General features: G+C 42.1%; 13 protein-coding genes. 6 read left to right on the forward strand and 7 right to left on the reverse strand.

Annotated features, from left to right (window positions below; genetic code table 11):
* Window positions 1-20: 20 nt before the first annotated feature.
* Window positions 21-626 (forward strand): YqeG family HAD IIIA-type phosphatase, encoded by a 606-nt coding sequence (locus TPSD3_RS06895; RefSeq protein ID WP_086488414.1) that lies wholly within the window; start codon window positions 21-23, stop codon window positions 624-626.
* On the opposite strand, the gene TPSD3_RS06900 is transcribed toward TPSD3_RS06895, so the two are convergent.
* Window positions 627-1,964: a DUF945 family protein gene (locus TPSD3_RS06900; RefSeq protein ID WP_086487843.1), complete on the reverse strand. Its 1,338-nt coding sequence runs from the start codon at window positions 1,962-1,964 to the stop codon at window positions 627-629. It abuts the gene before it with no gap.
* Between the two features lie 174 nt (window positions 1,965-2,138).
* On the opposite strand from TPSD3_RS06900, the gene soxA reads away from it, so the two are divergent.
* Both soxA and gluQRS read left to right on the forward strand, forming a co-directional pair.
* Entirely contained in the window at window positions 2,139-3,407 is a 1,269-nt protein-coding gene (soxA, locus tag TPSD3_RS06905; RefSeq protein ID WP_086487844.1) for a sulfur oxidation c-type cytochrome SoxA, read from the forward strand.
* 166 nt (window positions 3,408-3,573) lie between these two features.
* The gene (gluQRS, locus tag TPSD3_RS06910) at window positions 3,574-4,455 is read left to right on the forward strand and encodes a tRNA glutamyl-Q(34) synthetase GluQRS (protein ID WP_086488415.1); all 882 of its coding nucleotides are present in this window, start codon (window positions 3,574-3,576) and stop codon (window positions 4,453-4,455) included.
* 33 nt (window positions 4,456-4,488) lie between these two features.
* Here the strand turns inward: gluQRS and TPSD3_RS06915 are convergent, their stop codons facing one another.
* Entirely contained in the window at window positions 4,489-4,947 is a 459-nt protein-coding gene (locus TPSD3_RS06915; RefSeq protein ID WP_086487845.1) for a hypothetical protein, read from the reverse strand.
* A gap of 42 nt (window positions 4,948-4,989) precedes the next feature.
* Here TPSD3_RS06915 and TPSD3_RS06920 point away from each other — a divergent pair, with 42 nt between their 5' ends.
* Complete coding sequence (locus TPSD3_RS06920) at window positions 4,990-5,703, forward strand: hypothetical protein (protein WP_140048505.1); 714 nt, start codon at window positions 4,990-4,992, stop codon at window positions 5,701-5,703.
* On the opposite strand, the gene TPSD3_RS06925 is transcribed toward TPSD3_RS06920, so the two are convergent.
* From TPSD3_RS06925 to urtA, 5 genes are all read right to left on the reverse strand, one after another.
* A complete protein-coding gene (locus TPSD3_RS06925; RefSeq protein WP_086487847.1) occupies window positions 5,698-8,580 on the reverse strand; it encodes an ATP-binding protein in 2,883 nt (960 codons plus the stop codon). The genes TPSD3_RS06920 and TPSD3_RS06925 overlap by 6 nt on opposite strands.
* Window positions 8,581-8,643: 63 nt before the next feature.
* On the reverse strand, window positions 8,644-11,220 hold the full coding sequence (gene clpB / locus TPSD3_RS06930; protein WP_086487848.1) for an ATP-dependent chaperone ClpB: 2,577 nt from the start codon (window positions 11,218-11,220) through the stop codon (window positions 8,644-8,646).
* Window positions 11,221-11,345: 125 nt separating this feature from the next.
* Window positions 11,346-12,710 carry an anthranilate synthase component I family protein gene (locus TPSD3_RS06935; RefSeq protein WP_086487849.1) on the reverse strand — a complete coding sequence of 455 codons (1,365 nt, stop codon included), beginning with the start codon at window positions 12,708-12,710 and terminating at the stop codon, window positions 11,346-11,348.
* A 38-nt stretch (window positions 12,711-12,748) separates the two neighbouring features.
* Window positions 12,749-14,362 (reverse strand): urea ABC transporter permease subunit UrtB, encoded by a 1,614-nt coding sequence (gene urtB / locus TPSD3_RS06940; protein ID WP_217884396.1) that lies wholly within the window; start codon window positions 14,360-14,362, stop codon window positions 12,749-12,751.
* Window positions 14,363-14,453: 91 nt separating this feature from the next.
* Entirely contained in the window at window positions 14,454-15,770 is a 1,317-nt protein-coding gene (urtA, locus tag TPSD3_RS06945; RefSeq protein WP_217884397.1) for an urea ABC transporter substrate-binding protein, read from the reverse strand.
* A gap of 330 nt (window positions 15,771-16,100) precedes the next feature.
* Between urtA and TPSD3_RS06950 the strand changes: the two genes are divergently transcribed.
* Window positions 16,101-19,154, forward strand: a complete 3,054-nt coding sequence (locus tag TPSD3_RS06950; RefSeq protein ID WP_086487850.1) for a DVUA0089 family protein — start codon at window positions 16,101-16,103, stop codon at window positions 19,152-19,154.
* Between the two features lie 311 nt (window positions 19,155-19,465).
* Window positions 19,466-20,098: a hypothetical protein gene (locus tag TPSD3_RS06955; protein ID WP_086487851.1), complete on the forward strand. Its 633-nt coding sequence runs from the start codon at window positions 19,466-19,468 to the stop codon at window positions 20,096-20,098.
* Window positions 20,099-20,100 lie beyond the last annotated feature (2 nt).

Here is a 20,100-nt window from a genome sequence, read left to right on the forward strand (position 1 = left end):
GCCTCATTTACAGCTTAAAAATGCTACACCAATATCGTCGTGCGGTGGCGCGGACTTATTTAACCGCTCCCCACACTTATCACACCGGACAATTAACTCCAGACGATTTAAACCGGTTAAACATTAGCGTATTGGCTTTAGATTTTGATGGCGTACTCGCCGCACACGGGGAAACACAACCCACGCCTGAATTAATCGCTTGGTTAAAAACGATGGTGGCTCATTTGGGCAATGCGCACGTTTTTATTTTGTCGAATAAACCCACGCCGGAACGTGTGGCTTTTTTTGCGGCGCATTTTGCGGGCGTGCGCGTCATTGCGGGCGTGCGCAAAAAACCCTATCCCGATGGTTTAAAAACCATTATGGACATCACACAACAGCCCGCCTCTGCGATTTTATTGGTCGATGATCGCCTTTTAACGGGTGTTTTAGCGGCATGTATCGCACAAACGCAAATCGCTTACATTACCCATCCACATTGCAATTTTAATCGCCGTCCGGTGCAAGAAAGTTTTTTCTGGAGTTTGCGTTTTTTAGAACGGCGTTTAATGCAGAGTTATTGTTGGTTACGGCAACGACAATTGCAGACTGATTTCAGCCCTTCACAAATCAAAAATAGCAAATAATTAAATGCGCATTTCCGAAGGATTAAAAGCCCGTCCATTCACTGTTACTCCTCCTTGTTGTAATTGAACGGCTGTTTTATAAAGCTCCGTGTCTTGATCGACAATAAACCAACCTTTAGATACCCATTGGGTCAAATATTCTTGTACTTGGGGATGGTTAGCGAATTCTTGTGGAGGCAGTTCTAATAACACGGCAATTAAATTTTGCAAGGCCGTTTTGGGTAATGACAAATCCAATTGGCCATTAATCGCCTGTAGCCATGCCTGTGGATTTAACATGGCCATGCCCGCGGGATGAGATTGCACATTGACCAATAACTGTCCTTGCGTGCGACCGTCTGGAGTATCGAAATAAAATTGCTTAATCGTCAATTGTGGCTTGCTCGCCATGAGCTGCGGCAAATGTTGCAACATCGCGCCCATTATCATAAAATTCTTCTGTGATCCTGACCATTGATTCGCCATTTTTATTTGCTGCTGCAAAGCGCGCAAAGAAGGCAAATGCAATTGACTTAATTCAAATTCCATGACACCAGGGCCATAATGACCTTCATCCGTTTGCGCTTGATCTAATTGGCTGTGAACAGTGAGCGTTAATTGCTCTTGATTCACCTGATTATGCCAACGAATCGCTACCGCATTTAAACGGGTACTTGGCAACAAATCCCCTTGCAATTCGATATGTTCAATTTGCAAACTGCCTTCTCCCGTCATTAAGTCCAATAAACTGTCTTGCATATTCGCCGATAAATTGATTCCCTTAAATAAAATCTGTCCATGCGAATTGCCATATTCTAAAGAGGGAATAGACAATTGATTGACCATTTGTTGCGTGCGGAGATTTAAACGAATTTCGCCGGTTAAAGCCTGACCGTGTATTTTTTCATTATCGCGCTGCATAGCCACATCCGGCACCGCATAACGACTCACCACATTGCCATCCCAATGCACATCAGTAGAAAATGTGGCCGGCTGCCAATGGGCTTGAAATTGTTGTCCCGTCGCTTGCATTTCTAATTCTGAAGGAATTGATTCAATTGTTGATTCAATGACCGTGGTAAAATGCGGCGGAATGGCGTGACGAATATGGTGATTAAAAATAATTCTTTGCCGCATTTCATCATCACTGACATTCACATCTGAGAGTTGATAAACCGTGCGGGCATTAGCGGTCAACCAACCTTGTGTATAATGGGTTTCTTTTAAAGTTAAACCCGCATAAAAAGGCTGTTCGATTAATTTAGTAAATTCCTGTTTAGCCTGTAACCCTGTAAAATAAGGGCTGGCCAATCCCACAATCATTATCAGCAGTAAAAAAGAAAATAATAAGCGTTTCATTAGACATCTGTCCTTATGTTACATTAAGTGCATTTTGGGGTTGATGGATATTTTCACATTATATCCTTTCGTCTTGCTGTTGTCTTGCTTGGTATTCACACTTTCTTTTCTGGCAAAAATCCGTATCATAGGCCAGCGGTTAATGATGTAAAAAACACAACCTTAGGAGGATTTATGGGTCATCAATCCCAATTTATACGTTATTTTATTCAAACGCTTAGTGGTGCTAGTTTATTGTTTGCAGCCCAATTGACAGTGTCTGCTGCGCCAATGTCTGGCGACGTGCCTTTGGAAATCGAACAACCCGCTTATCAAACACCATGGAAACGTTATGGCAACTGGCCACAAGAAGATTGGTCTCAATTCAACACCTTAGACAAACCCCGTACCTCTATCCAAGCTCCTCCCGTCGGGAAAATGCAGCCTGTGCCGAATCCGATTGTGGGAGATGCGGAAAATGGTAAAAAGCTGGTTGCTGATCGCAGTCGTGGTGGCAGTTGTTATGCGTGTCATGCCATGCCCGGTGCCAGTTTGCCCGGTAATGTGGGGCCAGAATTTTTTAATGTGGGCAGTTGGGGGCGCAGCGATGAACATTTGTACAATTATATCTACGATCCCCGCGCCTTTAACCCCGGCACCGTCATGCCACCGTGGGGCGCACACGGCGTTTTTACCCAACAAGAAATTTTTGATATTGTCACTTATTTAAAAACCCTCACCGGCAAAGGCGGTTATCCTGATTCAATGGAAAATCCCTTTACTCGACCAGAGCCAGTTGAAGATCGAGACAATTTGGACTTGTTTGAAAATCCCGGCATGTTAGGGCAGGAATTGGGAGAACAGTTATACAGTGTGGCCGGCCCTAACGGTCAATCGTGTGCCAGTTGTCATGAAAAACCCGCGCAGTTGTTCAAAACGTGGGCGACTTCTATGCCCAGATTTGAAGCGCGTTTGAACAAAATGTTGGGGATTGAAGAATTTATCACGCGCCACGCCCGCGCCACTATGGATATTGATTATCCCATGCAATCCAAGCAAAATACGGGTTTATCGATTTATTTACGCCATTTAGCGAATGGACAAGCGATTGCCATGGACACCAGCGATCCCAATACCCAAGCCGCTTTAGCGCGTGGAGAAGCATTAAGTGTGGTGAAATTGGGGCAATTGAATTTTGCTTGTATTGATTGCCATGATTTTGGGGCAAAACGTTGGATTCGCGGACAATATTTGTCGGGTGTGGAGGGGATGATTGCGCATTTCCCGACTTATCGCACCAGTCGCACTGAAATTTGGGATATTCGCAAACGTCTACAATGGTGTGGTGTGGCGATCCGCGCCAATGAACTGCCACCTGATGCGCCAGAATATGGAGACATTGAGTTGTTTTTAAATGTGAAAAATAACGGCAAAACGTTTAGTGTGCCGGGGATTCGTCATTAACCGTTTGTTTTTTCGTGATTGCTCGTAATCGTAATAGAGGGACGTGTTGTATTTTGACCGTCCCTCTGACTTTCCAACCTAAAGTTGCCGTGATTCTTGAAAGCCCAGTGTTTACACAGCGCACGAGAGTACGACGCAACACCAACCCAACATGTTGCCTCACAACATGATTTCATCACAAAAATCCGTTTATCGTGGGCGTTTTGCGCCTTCTCCGACAGGCGCATTGCATCTGGGGTCTTTGTTGACCGCAGTGGGAAGTTATTTACAGGCGCGACAGCAACGGGGAGTTTGGTTATTGCGCATGGATGATGCCGACCATTACCGTTGTCGTCAGGAAGCCAGTGCATCTATTGTGGCGGATTTAGCGGCTTTAGGTTTTCATTGGTCAGAGGAAATTCGCTATCAACGTCGCGTATTAAGTGATTATCAGCAGGCCTTAAACCGCTTACAAGAACAACAAGCGGTATTTGCGTGTGCTTGTTCGCGTAAACGTTTGGCCGGGACACGAATTTATGATGGGCATTGTCGTTTTGGTGTCGCGGAGGGCGAAACGGCGCGGGCTTATCGTCTCAAGGTGCCGGACAGGGTCGTGTGTTGCACGGATAAATTACATGGTTCTGTCTGTCAAAATCTCGCCCATGTTTGGGGAGATTTTGTGTTATGGCGGGCTGATGGTGTATTCGCTTATCCACTGACCGTTGTGGTAGACGATGGCGTTCAAGGCATAACTGAAGTGGTGCGTGGCGCGGATTTATTAGAGGAAATGCCCCGCCAGTGGTACTTACAGCACTTGTTAGGTTACGCCCACCCCGAATATTTACATTTACCGTTGGTTTTTGGTGCTAATGGATTAAAGCTCAGTAAACAACATGGTGCGCCTGCGATTGTTTCGGCTGAAGGCACGCGATTATTGTGGCGTGTGCTGACATTATTGGGACAATCTCCCCCAGAAGACTTGCAACAAGACAGTTTATCTCGGTGTTGGGAATGGGCGATTGCGCACTGGCGTATCGAAACATTGCCAAAAGAAATACATTTATCTTAGCATTTTACCGTGAATGGCTGGTGTTTAGCGCGATTATTCCTTATTTCTCGAAGAATGGCGCACTTGATATTCCCCAATGGCGCGCACCAATTCTGGCCAAGGTAATTGTGCTAAATCGCCATAATGGCGTAGTGTTTTAGAGATTAATTCATGAATATCTAATACTATTTTTACTGACTCCAATTCAGGAGACAATAATTCTTGTAAAGCAAATAAACCACCGCAAACTAATTTCATTTTTTTAGCATGTGGCATGGGTTGATTCACTTCAATAATTTTCAAGGCAAAACGGGCTTTTTCATTTAATTGCGAAAAAAACATTTCACATTGTTGTTGTGCCATTAGATTTTGACAATAGACCGTTTCTCGTTCGGCAATAAATAATTTTTTAGCTTGCCTACAATGGCAACGTTGCGTTAATATGCCTTTGACAAAAGGACAAGAACGCTCGATCAATGCGGCTTGAGTTTGGCGAAACTGTTCTTCATCCATAACAAAATCCTTTATCTAAAGTTTAGAAAATTTATAAAAATTATGAAACTATTGAGCTTGTTGGAAAAATTAATTTTACCGATTTTTTTATTGTGTTTACTTTTCTGTTTAACCACTGTTTTTTCTCATCTGACTCAAGATGCGAATTGGAATCGATTTTTAGCCATTAATTGGCATCGTATTGTTGAATTATTAGATTTAAGAGAAGAAAACACAATTGCCACTTGGTTTTCTAGTATTGTGTTTTTTCTCACTGCGTTGAGTTTCGTGTTATTAGGTTGGGGACATGCGCCCCATTACCATCCTCATTCTCAGCAACGTCTTATTTTTAAATTAGCGGCATTAGCCACATGTTTATTGTCTGCGGATGAAGTGGGCAGTTTGCATGAAACAGCAGGTTCTTGGGCGGATCGATCTCTGACTTTATTGCAAGATACGCCGATTTATGGCATGGGCTACCCTTGGTTATTATTAAGTCCTATTATTGTATTGGTTTTTGCTTTTATTGTGTTTAATTTATTTCAAATCACTGCTTTAGTCAATCAAGTGCAAGAAACAGTAAAAATTCGGGCTTTATTATGGGCAGCGATTGTTATTTTACCCAGTGTTTTTGTGTTTGAATTTATGGAGGCTTATCTGGGTTATTTGCGGCAGAAAAATACTTTTTTTCCTGTTATTGAAGAGCTATTAGAAGTCATGGGGATGTTTTGTCTTTATATGGCTAATATTTTAATAGCGCGTTATTATCGCTTATAATTCCAGCTTTTTAGCGCGGTAAGGTTCAAGCAATTCGCATATTTTCTGACTTTGGAATAATTTGGCAAAAGCGCGGATATGTTGAAATAAAATATGTAGCTTGGGATGTTGGGTGTCTAAAACGTCTAATTCGCTTAATAACCGCTTCATTTTTCCCACTAAAGCCAATTGATATAAGGGTTCAATAATAGATTCGGGAACATCTTGAATATCGGGTAAAGACAATGGAGGTGTTTCTATAGAAAGGGGAGATAATTCGGCTTCAGTGACTCCATAAATCCATTGCAAATTTAAATGTTGTTGCAATAATGCTAATAAGCGTTCTAAATGCACAGGTTTGGGAATAAACGCATTGCAACCGCTGGCTAAACTGCGGGCTTGAGTGGCATCAAAAGCATTCGCAGAAACAGCAATAATAACAGTTTCACTAAACTGCTTTAATGTGCGCAATTGTTCCACCATATTAAACCCATCTAATTCAGGCATCACCAAATCCACTAAAATCACATCAGGAGGTTGCGTAATGGCACTGGCTAATCCTTGCTTACCATCTTGCGCTTCTCGAATAATAAAACCCAATGGAGACAACATGTTAATCAGCACATTACGATTTTCTGGTTTATCATCGACTAATAATAAACTCCGTTTCTCTCCACTATAACCAATTACAGTACGAGAAGATTCTTTAGTGTAAATCGTCTGCGTTTTTGCGATGGCGGGTAAAGTGATTTCAAACCAAAATAAACTTCCCTTTCCCACTTCACTGCGCACATGTAATTTACCCCCCATAATTTCCACTAATGTGTTGCTAATAGATAGCCCTAATCCTGTGCCTTCGCTGGTATTTAAATATTTATGGTGTACGGTAGGAACTTGGTGAAAAGGTAGAAAAATATCATTTAAATATTCTTCAGGAATGCCAATACCCGTATCTTTAATAGTAAAGCATACCCGATCTTGTTGATAACGCACATCAAAAGTAATTTCTCCTTGTTCAGTAAATTTAATGGCATTGCCTAATAGATTAATTAATATTTGCCGCAATCTTTTCTCATCAGCTTTAATCACTTCGGGTAATGGCGATAAGGCATGATAATTAAATTTTAAATGTTTTTGTTCCGCACGCATACTGAATAAATCAATTAAATCTCGCAAAAATTGCGTAAAGCGCACTTCACCTAATTGCAATTCTATTTTACCCGCTTCTATTTTTGCTAAATCTAAAATATCGTTAATTAACGTCAGCAAATGTTCGCCACTGCGCCGAATGACACTGATTCCTTCACGCTGTTTTGTTGTTAAATCAGTGGCTTGTCCAAGCACTTGCGCGTAACCCAGAATGCCATTCAGCGGCGTACGCAATTCATGGCTCATGCTGGCAAGAAATTGATTTTTAGCGCGATTGGCCGCCTCAGCGGCTTCTTTGGCTTGTTGCAGGGCAAATTCAGCCTGTTTGCGCTGGGTAATATCCTCCATCGTCATTAAAATGCCAATCACTTTACCTTGCGCATTATGCAAAGGAATGCGATTATTTTCCGTCCAAATTTCTTGTCCATTCGGTAAAATAACCGTGCGCACTAAATGATAATGCGCCACATTGCTATTAATGACATTTTTATCTGCTTCATAAAATAATTTTAAATTGCGTTCGGTCAGTGTTAATTCATGTTCACTTTTACCAATAATATTTTCTGCATTTTCCACATTGGCCAATCGGGTAAAATTTCGATTGCATCCCATGAATTGACCTTGCGTATCTTTCCATGCAATATATTGAGGAATGCTATCAATCACCAAACGCAATAATTTTTCTTGTGCAAATAAACGATGTTCTAAACGATGAAAAATTTGCGCCGCTGAAACCGTACGCACAATAATCACTAATAAAGTAATAAATATCACCGCTAAAACAATTTTTTCCATTTCCCGAATGGGTGCCATTGCATCATTTTCTGGTAAAACATTCATTAAAATCCAGTAACGCTCCGGATGATTATCATCAAAATAAAGGCGATTTAAACCAATAATCATTTGGTGCTGATCACTGAATAATAACAAGGTTTGATGAGTATTATTCATTCGTTGTTCTAATTGAGGAAAATCTGAGAAAAACTGCGGTGATTGTTGATGTTCAAAGCCAAAAGTTAAATGATTATTATAAGGGTGACTGAGATAATAGCCTTGTTGATTAATCAGATAAGAACGAGTGCCATCTACCGTTAATAAACTTAATAAAGATCGGGCATCAATTTCAGCCATTAATACCCCTTGAAAATTCCCTTGTAAATCGTACAAAGGCAAACTGACTTCTACAATCGGCAAATAGGGAACAACTAAGATGTTATTTTCAGTGCGCTTTAGACGAATATTCGCCACACTCATTTGCCCTGCATTGCGCGATTGACTTTCTTTAAATAAGGGCGATTCGCTTAAATCAGGCGCGGTTTCTGCGAGATGACGTTGGATTCTATTTTGTTGATATTCCACCCGTAATTGTTCTTTTCCTCGTTCATCCATATAGCGCAATATTTGATAAAATTTCTTACTTTCTAAAGTGGTAATAAAAATATTTTCTAATTGAGTTAACCATTTTTCTTTAGCTTCTGCATTGGCGATATGCTGATTAATTAAACCTTGTAAAGGGGCGGTGTAACTTAGGGTGGATAAATCGCTGAAATAATGGGTTAATGTGCTGTGCAATTCGTGACTTAAATGGGAAACATTGCCATTAACTTGCGCCAAAGCGGCTTTTAACAGGCTATCTTTGGCGTTATGATAGCTAATGTACATCGCAATACCCAAAGGCAATAATGCCACAGGTAACAGCAAAGCAAAAAGTTTATTTTCAGTTAAAAAACGGTAAATAACAGATAGCATAAAAATTCATTTTTTCTTAAAAAAAATATTCCCACCAAAGAGGTGGGAATGAGAGAAAATCAATTATCCACGTCGCAATTGCAATGCACCATTGTCCCAATCGACTAAAATCGTGTCTCCCGTCGTGAATTCACCACGCAATAAAGCTTGGGCTAATGGATTCTCTAATTCTCGTTGAATGCTGCGACGTAAAGGACGTGCGCCATAAACGGGATCAAATCCCGAAATAGACAGTTGATCTAACGCCAAATCGCTTAATTGCAATTGAATATTTTGTTGTTGCAGTCGTTGGCGTAATGAATGAATTTGAATATCGGTAATGGCGCGGATTTGGGCTTGTTCCAACGGATGAAACACCACCACATCATCGACGCGATTAATAAATTCAGGGCGAAAATGCTGCCCGACAATCTGCATAACCGCGGCCTTCATTTCTTGATAACGCTCCCCTCCTGATAATTCTTGAATCAGTTGTGATCCCAAATTAGAAGTCATGATGATTACTGTATTGCGAAAATCGACCGTACGCCCTTGTCCATCGGTCAAACGCCCGTCATCTAACACTTGAAGTAAGACACCAAAAACGTCAGGGTGAGCTTTTTCCACTTCATCTAACAGAATAACGCAATACGGACGGCGGCGCACGGTTTCCGTCAAATAGCCGCCTTCTTCATAGCCCACATACCCCGGCGGCGCACCAATTAAACGCGCAACCGAATGTTTTTCCATGAATTCTGACATGTCAATGCGCACCATCGCCTCTTCCGTATCGAATAAAAACCCAGCCAGAGCTTTGCATAATTCTGTCTTACCAACACCCGTCGGCCCTAAAAATAAAAATGAGCCATTCGGGCGATTGGGATCGGCAAGACCAGCGCGTGAACGACGAATGGCATTGGAAACACTGGTGACGGCCTCATTTTGTCCCACAACACGCTGATGTAGCGCACTTTCCATGCGCAACAGTTTCTCACGCTCACCTTCCAGCATTTTTGCCACTGGAATTCCTGTCCAACGCGCCACGACTTCAGCAATTTCTTCTTCAGTCACTTTATTGCGCAATAAAGACATTCCTGTGCGCTCTAATTGCGCTGCTTGTTTTAATTGCTTTTCCAGTTCAGGAATGCGTCCATATTGCAATTCAGACATGCGTGTTAAATCGCTGGCACGGCGAGCAGTTTCTAAGGCTTGTTTCGCACGCTCCAATTCTTCTTTTAATTGCTGCGTACCTTGCACGGCCATTTTTTCTGATTGCCAAATTGCATTTAAATCGTGAACTTCGCGTTCTAATTCGTCAATCTCTTGGTTTAATTTACTCAAACGTTTTTGTGAAGCCTCATCCGTTTCTTTTTTCAAGGCTTCGCGTTCAATTTTCAGTTGAATTAACCGCCGATCTAAACGATCCATTCGCTCTGGTTTAGAGTCAATTTCCATGCGAATTCGACTGGCCGCTTCATCCATTAAATCAATCGCTTTATCAGGCAATTGACGATCACTAATATAGCGATGCGATAATGTGGCGGCGGCGACAATCGCTGGATCAGTAATGTCAACGGCATGATGCACTTCATAACGTTCTTTTAGGCCGCGTAAAATCGCAATGGTATCTTCCACATTCGGCTCATTCACCATGACTTTTTGAAAACGACGTTCTAAGGCCGCATCTTTTTCTACATATTGACGATATTCGTCTAATGTGGTCGCACCAATGCAATGCAATTCGCCGCGTGCTAATGCAGGTTTTAACATATTGCCCGCATCCATTGATCCTTCGGCTTTGCCCGCGCCGACCATCGTGTGCAATTCATCAATAAAAAGAATGACTTGCCCTTCTTGTTTCGATAAATCGTTGAGAACCGCTTTTAAACGCTCTTCAAAATCTCCACGATATTTAGCCCCCGCAATTAACGCTCCCATATCCAAAGACAATAAGCGTTTATTTTTCAATCCTTCAGGCACTTCCCCATTAATAATTCTCTGCGCCAATCCTTCGACAATAGCCGTTTTTCCTACCCCAGGTTCACCGATTAATACAGGATTATTTTTAGTGCGGCGTTGCAAGACTTGAATGGTGCGGCGAATTTCTTCATCTCGCCCAATAACAGGGTCTAATTTGCCTTGTTCGGCACGTTCTGTTAAGTCAATGGTAAAGCGTTCTAAGGCTTGGCGATGTTCTTCTGCATTGGCATCATTAACCTGTTGTCCACCGCGCAATTGATCAATCGCTTGTTCCAGCGATTTCTTTTCTAATCCTGCTTGAATTAGTAATTGTGCTAATTCGCCTTTATCTTCTAATAATGCCAATAAAAAAAGCTCACTGGAAATATATTTATCCTTTTTCTTCTGCGCTAATTTATCGGCAAGATTTAACACACGAGTGGCATCATTAGACAAATGCACTTCACCCACACGACTGCTGATTTTCGGGATTTTTTCTAAAACGCCCATTAAAGCAGAACGGATTTGATGGCTATTCGCTCCTGCGCGTTGCAATAACTGATTAATAACGCTGTCATTTTGATCCAGCATGGCTGATAAAATATGCGCAGGCTCAATAAAACGATGATCGTGACCAATCGCTATACTTTGGGCTTGTGTTAAGGCTTGTTGAAAACGAATGGTTAATTTATCCATTGCCATGATATTAAAACTCCTATTGCGGTTGTTTCGTTGACACTATCCCCTATGTGTAGGTGATCGCTTGAGAATCAAGAATCTGTTTTAGTCAAACAACGCGCAAAAAAGTTTACATACCATTTGTTTTTTCAATCAATACTGATCCCAAACAAACGAGACCATACCGCCATTTTCACCCGTATTTCTTCATATTCCTGTTCAGGACTTGAATCAGCGACAATTCCGCCACCTGCCCACGATAACCAGATTCCTGCCTGATAACAGGCGGTACGAATAGCGATATTACTGTTTAATTGTCCATCAAATCCAACATAACCAATGCTGCCACAATAAATACCCCGTCGATACGATTCTAAGGCTTCAATAATCTGCATGGCACGGATTTTTGGCGCGCCTGTAATAGAACCGCCGGGAAAACAGTGTTTAAATGCAGATAAAGCGGATTGATTTGGTTTTAATTCCGCGCTAATTTCGCTTATTAAATGATGCACGGTGGCAAATGAATGCCATTCACATAAAACAGGGACTTTAACATGTTGGCACGTTTTGCTTAAATCGTTGCGTAATAAATCAACAATCATAATATTTTCAGCGCGATCTTTTTCGCTGTGCAATAACTCCTGTGCCAACATCATATCTTGTTTTGCATCGGAGTGGCGTGGGCGCGTGCCTTTAATGGGATAAGTATGGACTTGTCTTTTGGTGTTAATCTGTAAAAACTGTTCGGGAGAATTACTTAAAATATCTCCCCATGGTAAGCGTAAGAAAGCCCCAAAAGGAGCGGGGCTTTGTTGGCGTAATGATAAATAACTGCTATAGGCATCGCCTATTGCCCTCGCTGAAAAACAATCAGCAAAATTAACCTGATAACAATCACCCTCACGAATATAATTTTTAATCTTTCTAATGGCTAAATTATAATTATCTTTGTTCAATACACTACGCAAATTTTCTTGTAATTGTAAGGGGAAAGAAGGGGGAGGGACAGCATTTAAATGAAGCTGTAATTGTTGATAAATAGCTTGTATTTTTTCTGGTGAGAAATGAACCTGTTGTGAAGCAAAAACAGTCTGTTGCTGCTGATGATCCACCACAATTGCCCAATCGTATAAGCCCATAGCCATTTCTGGCCATGCCATATTTTTTTTATAACGCGGCGGTAAATTTTCTAATTGCCACGCTAAATCATACCCCCAATAACCCACCGCACCTCCTGAAAAAGGCAAGTGTGTTTTTTCATGAGCATGAACACGAAGTGCATTTTCTAAAACAGTAAAAGGATCAATAGTCGTCTGCTGTAAATGTCTTAATGATTTAATTTCAGTACATTTTCCCCATGTCACTATCGTTTGATAAGGATCAGCCACTAAAATATCATAACGTCCACGCTCATGTCCGCCGCTATCTAGCCAAATAAAATAGGGTAATTGGTGCAATAAATGCGCATAAATTTCACTATTTGAAAAATAAGGTAACTCTTTAATCCAAACCATGCCACCATCCTAATTCAACGTTATTATTTTCAAATGTGCTAACTCTCCGCAAATCTCCCTTTTAATGCAAAAATCCCTTGTGGACGTTTTTGGATAAAGAGAATAATGAGGATTAATACCATAATTTTCGCTAAAACAGCCCCAACTTCAGGTTCTAAAAATTTAGTCACCACGCCCAACCCCAACGCGCCTGTCACTGTGCCTGCGATTTTTCCCACACCGCCTAAGACCACAACCATAAACGAATCAACAATATAGCCTTGTCCCAATTCGGGGCCGACATTGCCAATTTGCGACAAAGCCACGCCGCCCAAGCCCGCTACTCCAGAACCTAAACCGAATGTCCACATGTCCACCCGCCGTGTAGGAATGCCCATACACGCGGCCATATTGCGATTTTGCGTCACAGCGCGTACTTGTAAGCCCAACACCGTGCGTTGCAAAATTAACCACACCATCACCACCACCATGATAACGAACAAAATAATGGCTATTCTATTGTACGGAATCACAAAATTACTCGCCACTTCCCATCCTCCAGATAACCAACTGGGATTGGCGACTTGCACATTTTGCGCACCGAAAAATACCCGCACGGTTTGAATTAAAATTAAACTAATTCCCCACGTCGCTAATAACGTTTCTAAAGGACGACCATATAAATGTCTAATCACTGTCCGTTCTAATAAAATTCCCACGCTGGCACTGACAATAAAAGCCACAGGTAACGCCACAATTAAATAACCATCAAATAACGAAGCGGGTAAATAATCTTTAAAAATATTCTGCACCACATAAGTCGAATAAGCCCCTAACATTAACATTTCGCCATGCGCCATATTAATGACTCCCATGAGACCAAAAGTAATGGCTAATCCTAACGCCGCTAATAATAAAATACTGCCTAAACTAATCCCATAAAATAAATTACGAAATAAAGCAATTTGATCTTCTTTGGCTTCAATTTGGGCTAGGGCTTTTTGTGCGGCGGTACGAACGGCAGTGGATTCGATGAAGTCGCCGCTGTCATTTTGTTTTAATAATTCTTTTAGTTGCACGGTAAAATCAATATTGCCCTGTTCTCCTAATAAAGCAATCGCAGCCAGTCGTTGCGTTTCATTACCACTGTTTAATTCTACTTGGGCTAAAGCCAACATTAATAATTTTTTAACTTTTGCATTTTCTTCTTTGGCTAAAGCCATATTTAATAATTCTGCTGCGCCATCGGGTGGGCGTTTTCTCAATTCTTCAGCCGCTGCCAATCGGGTGTGAATATGGGGAGAATTTAACTGTAATTTTGCCACCGCAGGACGCAATGCACGCCGTACGGCATTATTGACTTGAGGCAATTGACGTAAAGTAAGGGTACTTATTTCTACTGTTTCATCCGTTAAAACAAATCGCGCCAACGCTTCGGAAAGAATCACTAATTGCTGTGTATCTGTTACTCTAAGATTATTGTTTTCTAGGGCTTCTAAAACAGCAATACCACGCTCATCGCCGGTTGAACCCAATTGCTGAATGGCATTGATTAAAGCACTGCGATCTTTAGCTTGGGCTAAATCCGTTAATGCCAATTCAAAATCCGTTGCATATATTTTGCTTGTAAAAAGCATAATGAAAAGTAGAAAATAACTAAAACGTTGCATCATTATAAATTCTTTATTAACTTTAAAAAAAGATTAAGAAAAAAACTGATACCGCATTCTCTTTTGCGGTATCAGCACGGATAATGCGCGTTAATTATTTCGTCGCGCTAAATTTAGGCTCGGTGCAATTGCCACAAACCCAAGGAAATGTCCAATCAGCCACTTTTTTGGCACTGTCGGGAATGTAAGGACTCCAAGCTTGAGCGCGAATTGGCCCTTCTGTTTTCCACACAATGTCAAATTGACCATTTTCAGTAATTTCACCGATAAAAACAGGTTTATGCAAATGGTGATTTTTCGCATCCATCGCAATTTCAAAACCTGAAGGTGATTTAAAGGTTTGATAACCCAATGCTTGGCGCACGGCATTGATTTCCGTGGTGCCTGCTTGCTCTACGGCTTGTCGCCACATATTAACACCAATATAAGTGGCTTCCATCGGATCATTAGTGACTCGTTGATCGCCGCCAGATAATTTTTTGGCTTTTACATAATTTTGCCACTTGCTAATAAAGGCTTTATTTTCAGGCGTATCAATCGACATAAAATAATTCCATGCCGCTAAATGTCCCACTAAAGAAGACGTGTCAATGCCACGCAATTCTTCTTCACCCACAGAAAACGCCACCACAGGTACATCTTCAGCTTTTAAGCCTTGATTTGATAATTCTTTATAAAAAGGCACATTAGAATCGCCATTAATGGTGGAAATAACCGCTGTGCGTTTACCCGCAGCAAATTGCTTTACTTTAGCCACAATGGTTTGATAATCGCTGTGACCAAATGGGGTATATTCTTCCATAATATCGGCATCAGTAATGCCTTGTTGATTGAGAAACGCCCGCAAAATCTTATTGGTCGTGCGCGGATACACATAATCTGTGCCTAATAACACAAAACGTTTCGCCCCACCGCCATCTTCACTCATCAAATATTCCACTGCTGGAATGGCTTGTTGATTCGGCGCGGCACCCGTGTAGAAAACATTATAAGACGATTCTTCGCCTTCATACTGCACGGGATAAAATAATAATCCGTTTAATTCTTCAAATACGGGCAAAACCGATTTGCGAGAAACGGAAGTCCAACAACCAAAAACCACCGCAACTTTTTCTTTTTGCAATAATTCGCGGGCTTTCTCAGCAAATAACGGCCAATCCGAAGCAGGATCAACCACAACAGGCTCTAATTGTTGACCTAAAACACCGCCGTTTTGATTGATTTCTTCAATTGCCATTAAGGCCATGTCTTTAAGCGAGGTTTCACTAATCGCCATTGTGCCGGATAAAGAATGCAAAATGCCGACTTTAATGGTGTCGGCAGCATAAACGAATGGTGCAGTGATTAAAGCGGCTGCCGCGGTGATATTGAGCAGCATATTGCGCATCTTAAAAGAGGGTTTGTCACGCATCCTGTGGTTCTCCTTCGTTATTTCACGGATAAAGTTGGGTTTGACTGGACATCGCTGTCCAGCACAAGGCAAAACCGCAACTTACATGCCAGTGAATTAAGCCATTCATTTTTCTATCTTTTTATTGAAAAATAAGCACGTCATTCCTCTACAATGCACTAAATAAGTGCGAGATAAACGGGCAACGCGCTATTTTAGCAGTTTACAGTGTAATAGAACTGGATTCTGTGGAAACAAGCCGATAGTGGTAAAATAAATACCAATTAATTGATTTCATCACCGTTTGCGGGATGATAGCGTTTTTTATCCAGTTTATGGAGTATTCATTTTATGAACCAGCGACTTGTATTTAGTCGGCTTATTGGGATAGGGTTATTGGGGATAAGTCACGGGATTGGCGCGATAACGCTGCTTGATGCCAATGATTTCCATTATGATGTCAGTGAACACGGATCATTGCGTCACGGCACCCAACAAGCCTATGCGGATATGTATCGTTTGCGCGTGAACCAAGTCAGTTATCAGGGACAAATCAATAGTTTATCTCCTGATGGGCGAGAAATTCGCACCAGTGATTATACGATTCCGAACACTGCGTTGCGCGTACAGCGACGGATTTATGTCCCAAAATATGGCGAATTTGCCCGTTATAGTGAGTTAATTTATAACGACAGCGATCAAGCGCAAACGGTGAGCGTGGAAATTTTCGGAGAATTGGGCGCGAATCATCCGCAAATTTTACGGCAAACCGAGCAGTTTTTAGTGACACAAAATCACTCTCAAGCCCCTGTTTTAATGCACTACCACTCTCAAGTGAATCACCCCGTGCAAGCCAGCGTAGAATTGCAAGGCAATCAATTGCGTTGGCATTACCGTGATATTTCGATTCCACCGCGTAGTCAACGGCGGGTGGTCTATTTTGTGGCGCAATTGCCCCGTTTAAGTGCGGCTGATGAATTTGTCGCGCAATTATTAGAAAGTCCTACAGCTTTATTTGAAAATATTGGGTTAGCCGCTTATCCCGAATTGCTTAATTTTAATCCTGCGCTTCCCACACCAAGCCAACATTTTGAAAATGCGATTTTTTTAACACCCGATGAATCTCCGCGCCGCGGAGAACTCACCGAAAATGATCCCCATTCGCACCGTCGTGCGGCCACACCCGCGCATTTTTATGCGTTTCACCTCAATGCGGGCGAAACGGTTGGCATACAGGCAACGGCTTATTTTGATCCCTATTTGTATTTATTTGCCGATCAAACCGGACAAACGCTATTGGCCGGCAATGATAATGCCCACAATAATACAACGGCGGCGTTTTTACATTTTACCGCGCCACAAGAAGGCACTTATTACTTAGAAGTGACCAGCCATCGCCGTCGTCAATTGGGAGAATATGGGCTAAGTATCACGCGCAATCCCGCCAATCAAGCTCCTTTGGTGCATCCGTTTCGCGTCACGCCCTATCCTTTACAAACGCCGGTGACAGCGACTTTTACCGATTTTAGCCGCGATCCCGAGGGACAAATTGCTGAACGTTGCTGGCGATTTGGTGATGGCAGTCCGTGGCAATGTACAGCAGAAAACACGATAGAGTACAATTATACTCGTCCGGGTCAATTTGTGGTGAGTTTGCGCGTGCGCGATGATCAAGGGGAATTGGCCTTGCACAGCGAAGTGGTGGAAGTCGCCGCACAGCCACAAGAAACGGATATTATATTACCAATCAATGATCGCGTCACCGGAGAATTATCGCCTGCCGATGGTGTGTCACAAACCAGAACCAGTGCGTTTGCAGATCGTTATCTCATTGCCAATCCTGTTCCCGGTCAAGAATTAGTGATTACTCTGCGTTCGCAGCAATTCGACAGTTATTTGTACTTATATGATGCCTTAATGCGACGTATTCGAGAAAATAACGACGGCGGCGGCGAGTTTGATGCCCAAATTCGTTATTTACCGACGGATGATCGGCCATTATTTATTGAAGTGACCAGTGCGCAAGACAGTGTACAAGGGATGTATCAGTTGGAATTGAACCAAGTCACGGACAATACGCCTGTGCCTATTGTGTTAGAAATTGCCGTGAATCCGCAAGACCCGCAACAAGTGACTTTTGTGGGACGAGTGCCGTTGGCGTTTGCGGGACAATTTTATACGTGGAATCTGGGAGATAACAGTTTACCCATCAATACCGCGCAACCCATTGTTGTCCATCGTTATCATAAAGCGGGCTTGTATGAAGTGAGTTTAAATGCGCGTAATGCCAAAGGGCAAACGGTGAATCAACGTCGCACTTTTTTAATAAGTGATACGGGACAATTGAATGTAGAAGCCAAATTTACTGTGTCACCACAATTTGGGGAACGGCCATTGCGTAGTTTTTTTACGAATCAATCGCAGGCCTTGCAGTCGGGACTGGGGGATGAATTGCATTATTTGTGGCATTTTGGCGACGGAGAAGTGTCCACCCAACGTAATCCAATTCATACGTATCAACGCGAAGGCAGTTATCCTGTGGTGTTAGAAGTTTATTCTCCTTTGACGCAACACAGTGTGGCGGTGTCTATGCCCATTGTGGCATTTGATAGAAATACGCCAGAAGTGCCTATTGTGGGTATGGCGCGGGAGCGGCCGCAAGTGTTAATGGCAGGGTTTGATCCCATGTTGTTAGACGTATTAGATACCCATGTGCGAATTTTTGCCTTAGTGCGCACGGGAGCAACACCCATTCAAAGCGTGCGTTTACTGGCCAATGAAGGCGATTTTCACCTCTTTTTATCGCCGGTAGCGACTTATGACAATGGCTTGCAGCGATTTGAAGGGATTTACACTTTTCCACGTGGACAATGGCAAGCCGCGACCATGGGGGATTTTTTTGGCGTAGAAAAAAATCAATTCAGAGTACAAGCCCAAGATCAAAGCGGTCAATTTCATGCTTATCCGAATTTAGAAATTGGACAATATCCACGTTTAATGCGTCCTGCGGCGGCTTTGCATGTAGAGCCGAGTACACATGTGGCGTTACGGCGGGCGTTTCCTCAAGTGTTAGCGGCGGGATTTGATCCGATTTTGTTAGATCGCCACGCCTCACAATTGACGGTGGTGGCTTTGGTGCGAGCGGGGATTGCGCCGCTGGATAGCGTGGTTTTAACCCAAGTAGAAGGGGATGTGCGTGTGGCCTTGCGTCAACAGGAAGTGTTACCTAACGGAGATATAGTATACCGCGCCGATTACACTTATCCCGCAGGCAGTTTACCCGCAGGGACAGTGAGTCATTTTTTTGGGACAAGTAAGGGACAATTTAACCTTGTGGCAACGGATCAAGCCGGTCAAGTGCATCGTTATCCGCATATTGTGGTGGGGAATTTTTTGTTGCAGTAATTGGAATTCTGGACATCGCCTAATGTAAAGTTCGATACCTCCCACGTTAGCGCGTGGGAGTGAGAAAAATTTAATCAATCACTTTATTTATTCTCTAATTTAAACAAATAAGCAAAAATATAAATGTTTTTATCCCTTGATTCTTTCAATGAATTGCACAATACTGCTAGATTACAAGAATATCACCTTAAATTATTCTTAATCCCTTTCATTACAGATTACATCAGTAGGCATTTACAATGGACGCTAAAACTACGGTTGCTCATCCGCCTCATCATGTTGTAAGTATTCAAGATATTTAAGCACGTAAAGTGTTGACTCGTCCCAGTTTTGCGGGCGATTTTTTAAATAGCATTCATTTGTTGAACGATTTTTGTGCGGATATGCACGCTTTTTCTTATAAAAAATTGGCGGCATTGCGCTTAAAGGGTTTATTATTAAATCTTAATATTTGCCAACGAGAATTATTAATGGTGATTGGTAGCGAAGCGGATTATAAAACGCTTATTGCCCAATTAGAACCGCATAAACGTTTATATCAACTGTTGGCTTTGCATTTTAAGAAAGTTAAAATTGCTTTTGGTTTAGAAGGCGAATCGGCCAATCATTGTGTGCTGTTGGAAGAGCGGGCATTTATGTCGGTATTGACTCAATCGGACGATTTGCGCGATATGACGCATGTGGGGGCGCGATTTCGGCGGGCTTTAAATATCGCCATGCAGGGACATATTTGTGTGTTGCGTTTACAGCAATTAAGCGAGATAGAACAGTTGAAACAACTGTGGAAACGCGACCGCATTCAAATGTTAATGCAGAAATATCACATTCTCACCGTGACTGAGCCAAAAAAGTTATTGGTCAAAGTGTGGAAATCGGTTAATCAAGAAATGGATAACGAGATTGCCCACAATGAAATTGAAGGCATGATGATTTTTATTGATTAAGG

It is taken from the genome of Thioflexithrix psekupsensis (assembly GCF_002149925.1).
Lineage (GTDB): Bacteria > Pseudomonadota > Gammaproteobacteria > Beggiatoales > Beggiatoaceae > Thioflexithrix > Thioflexithrix psekupsensis.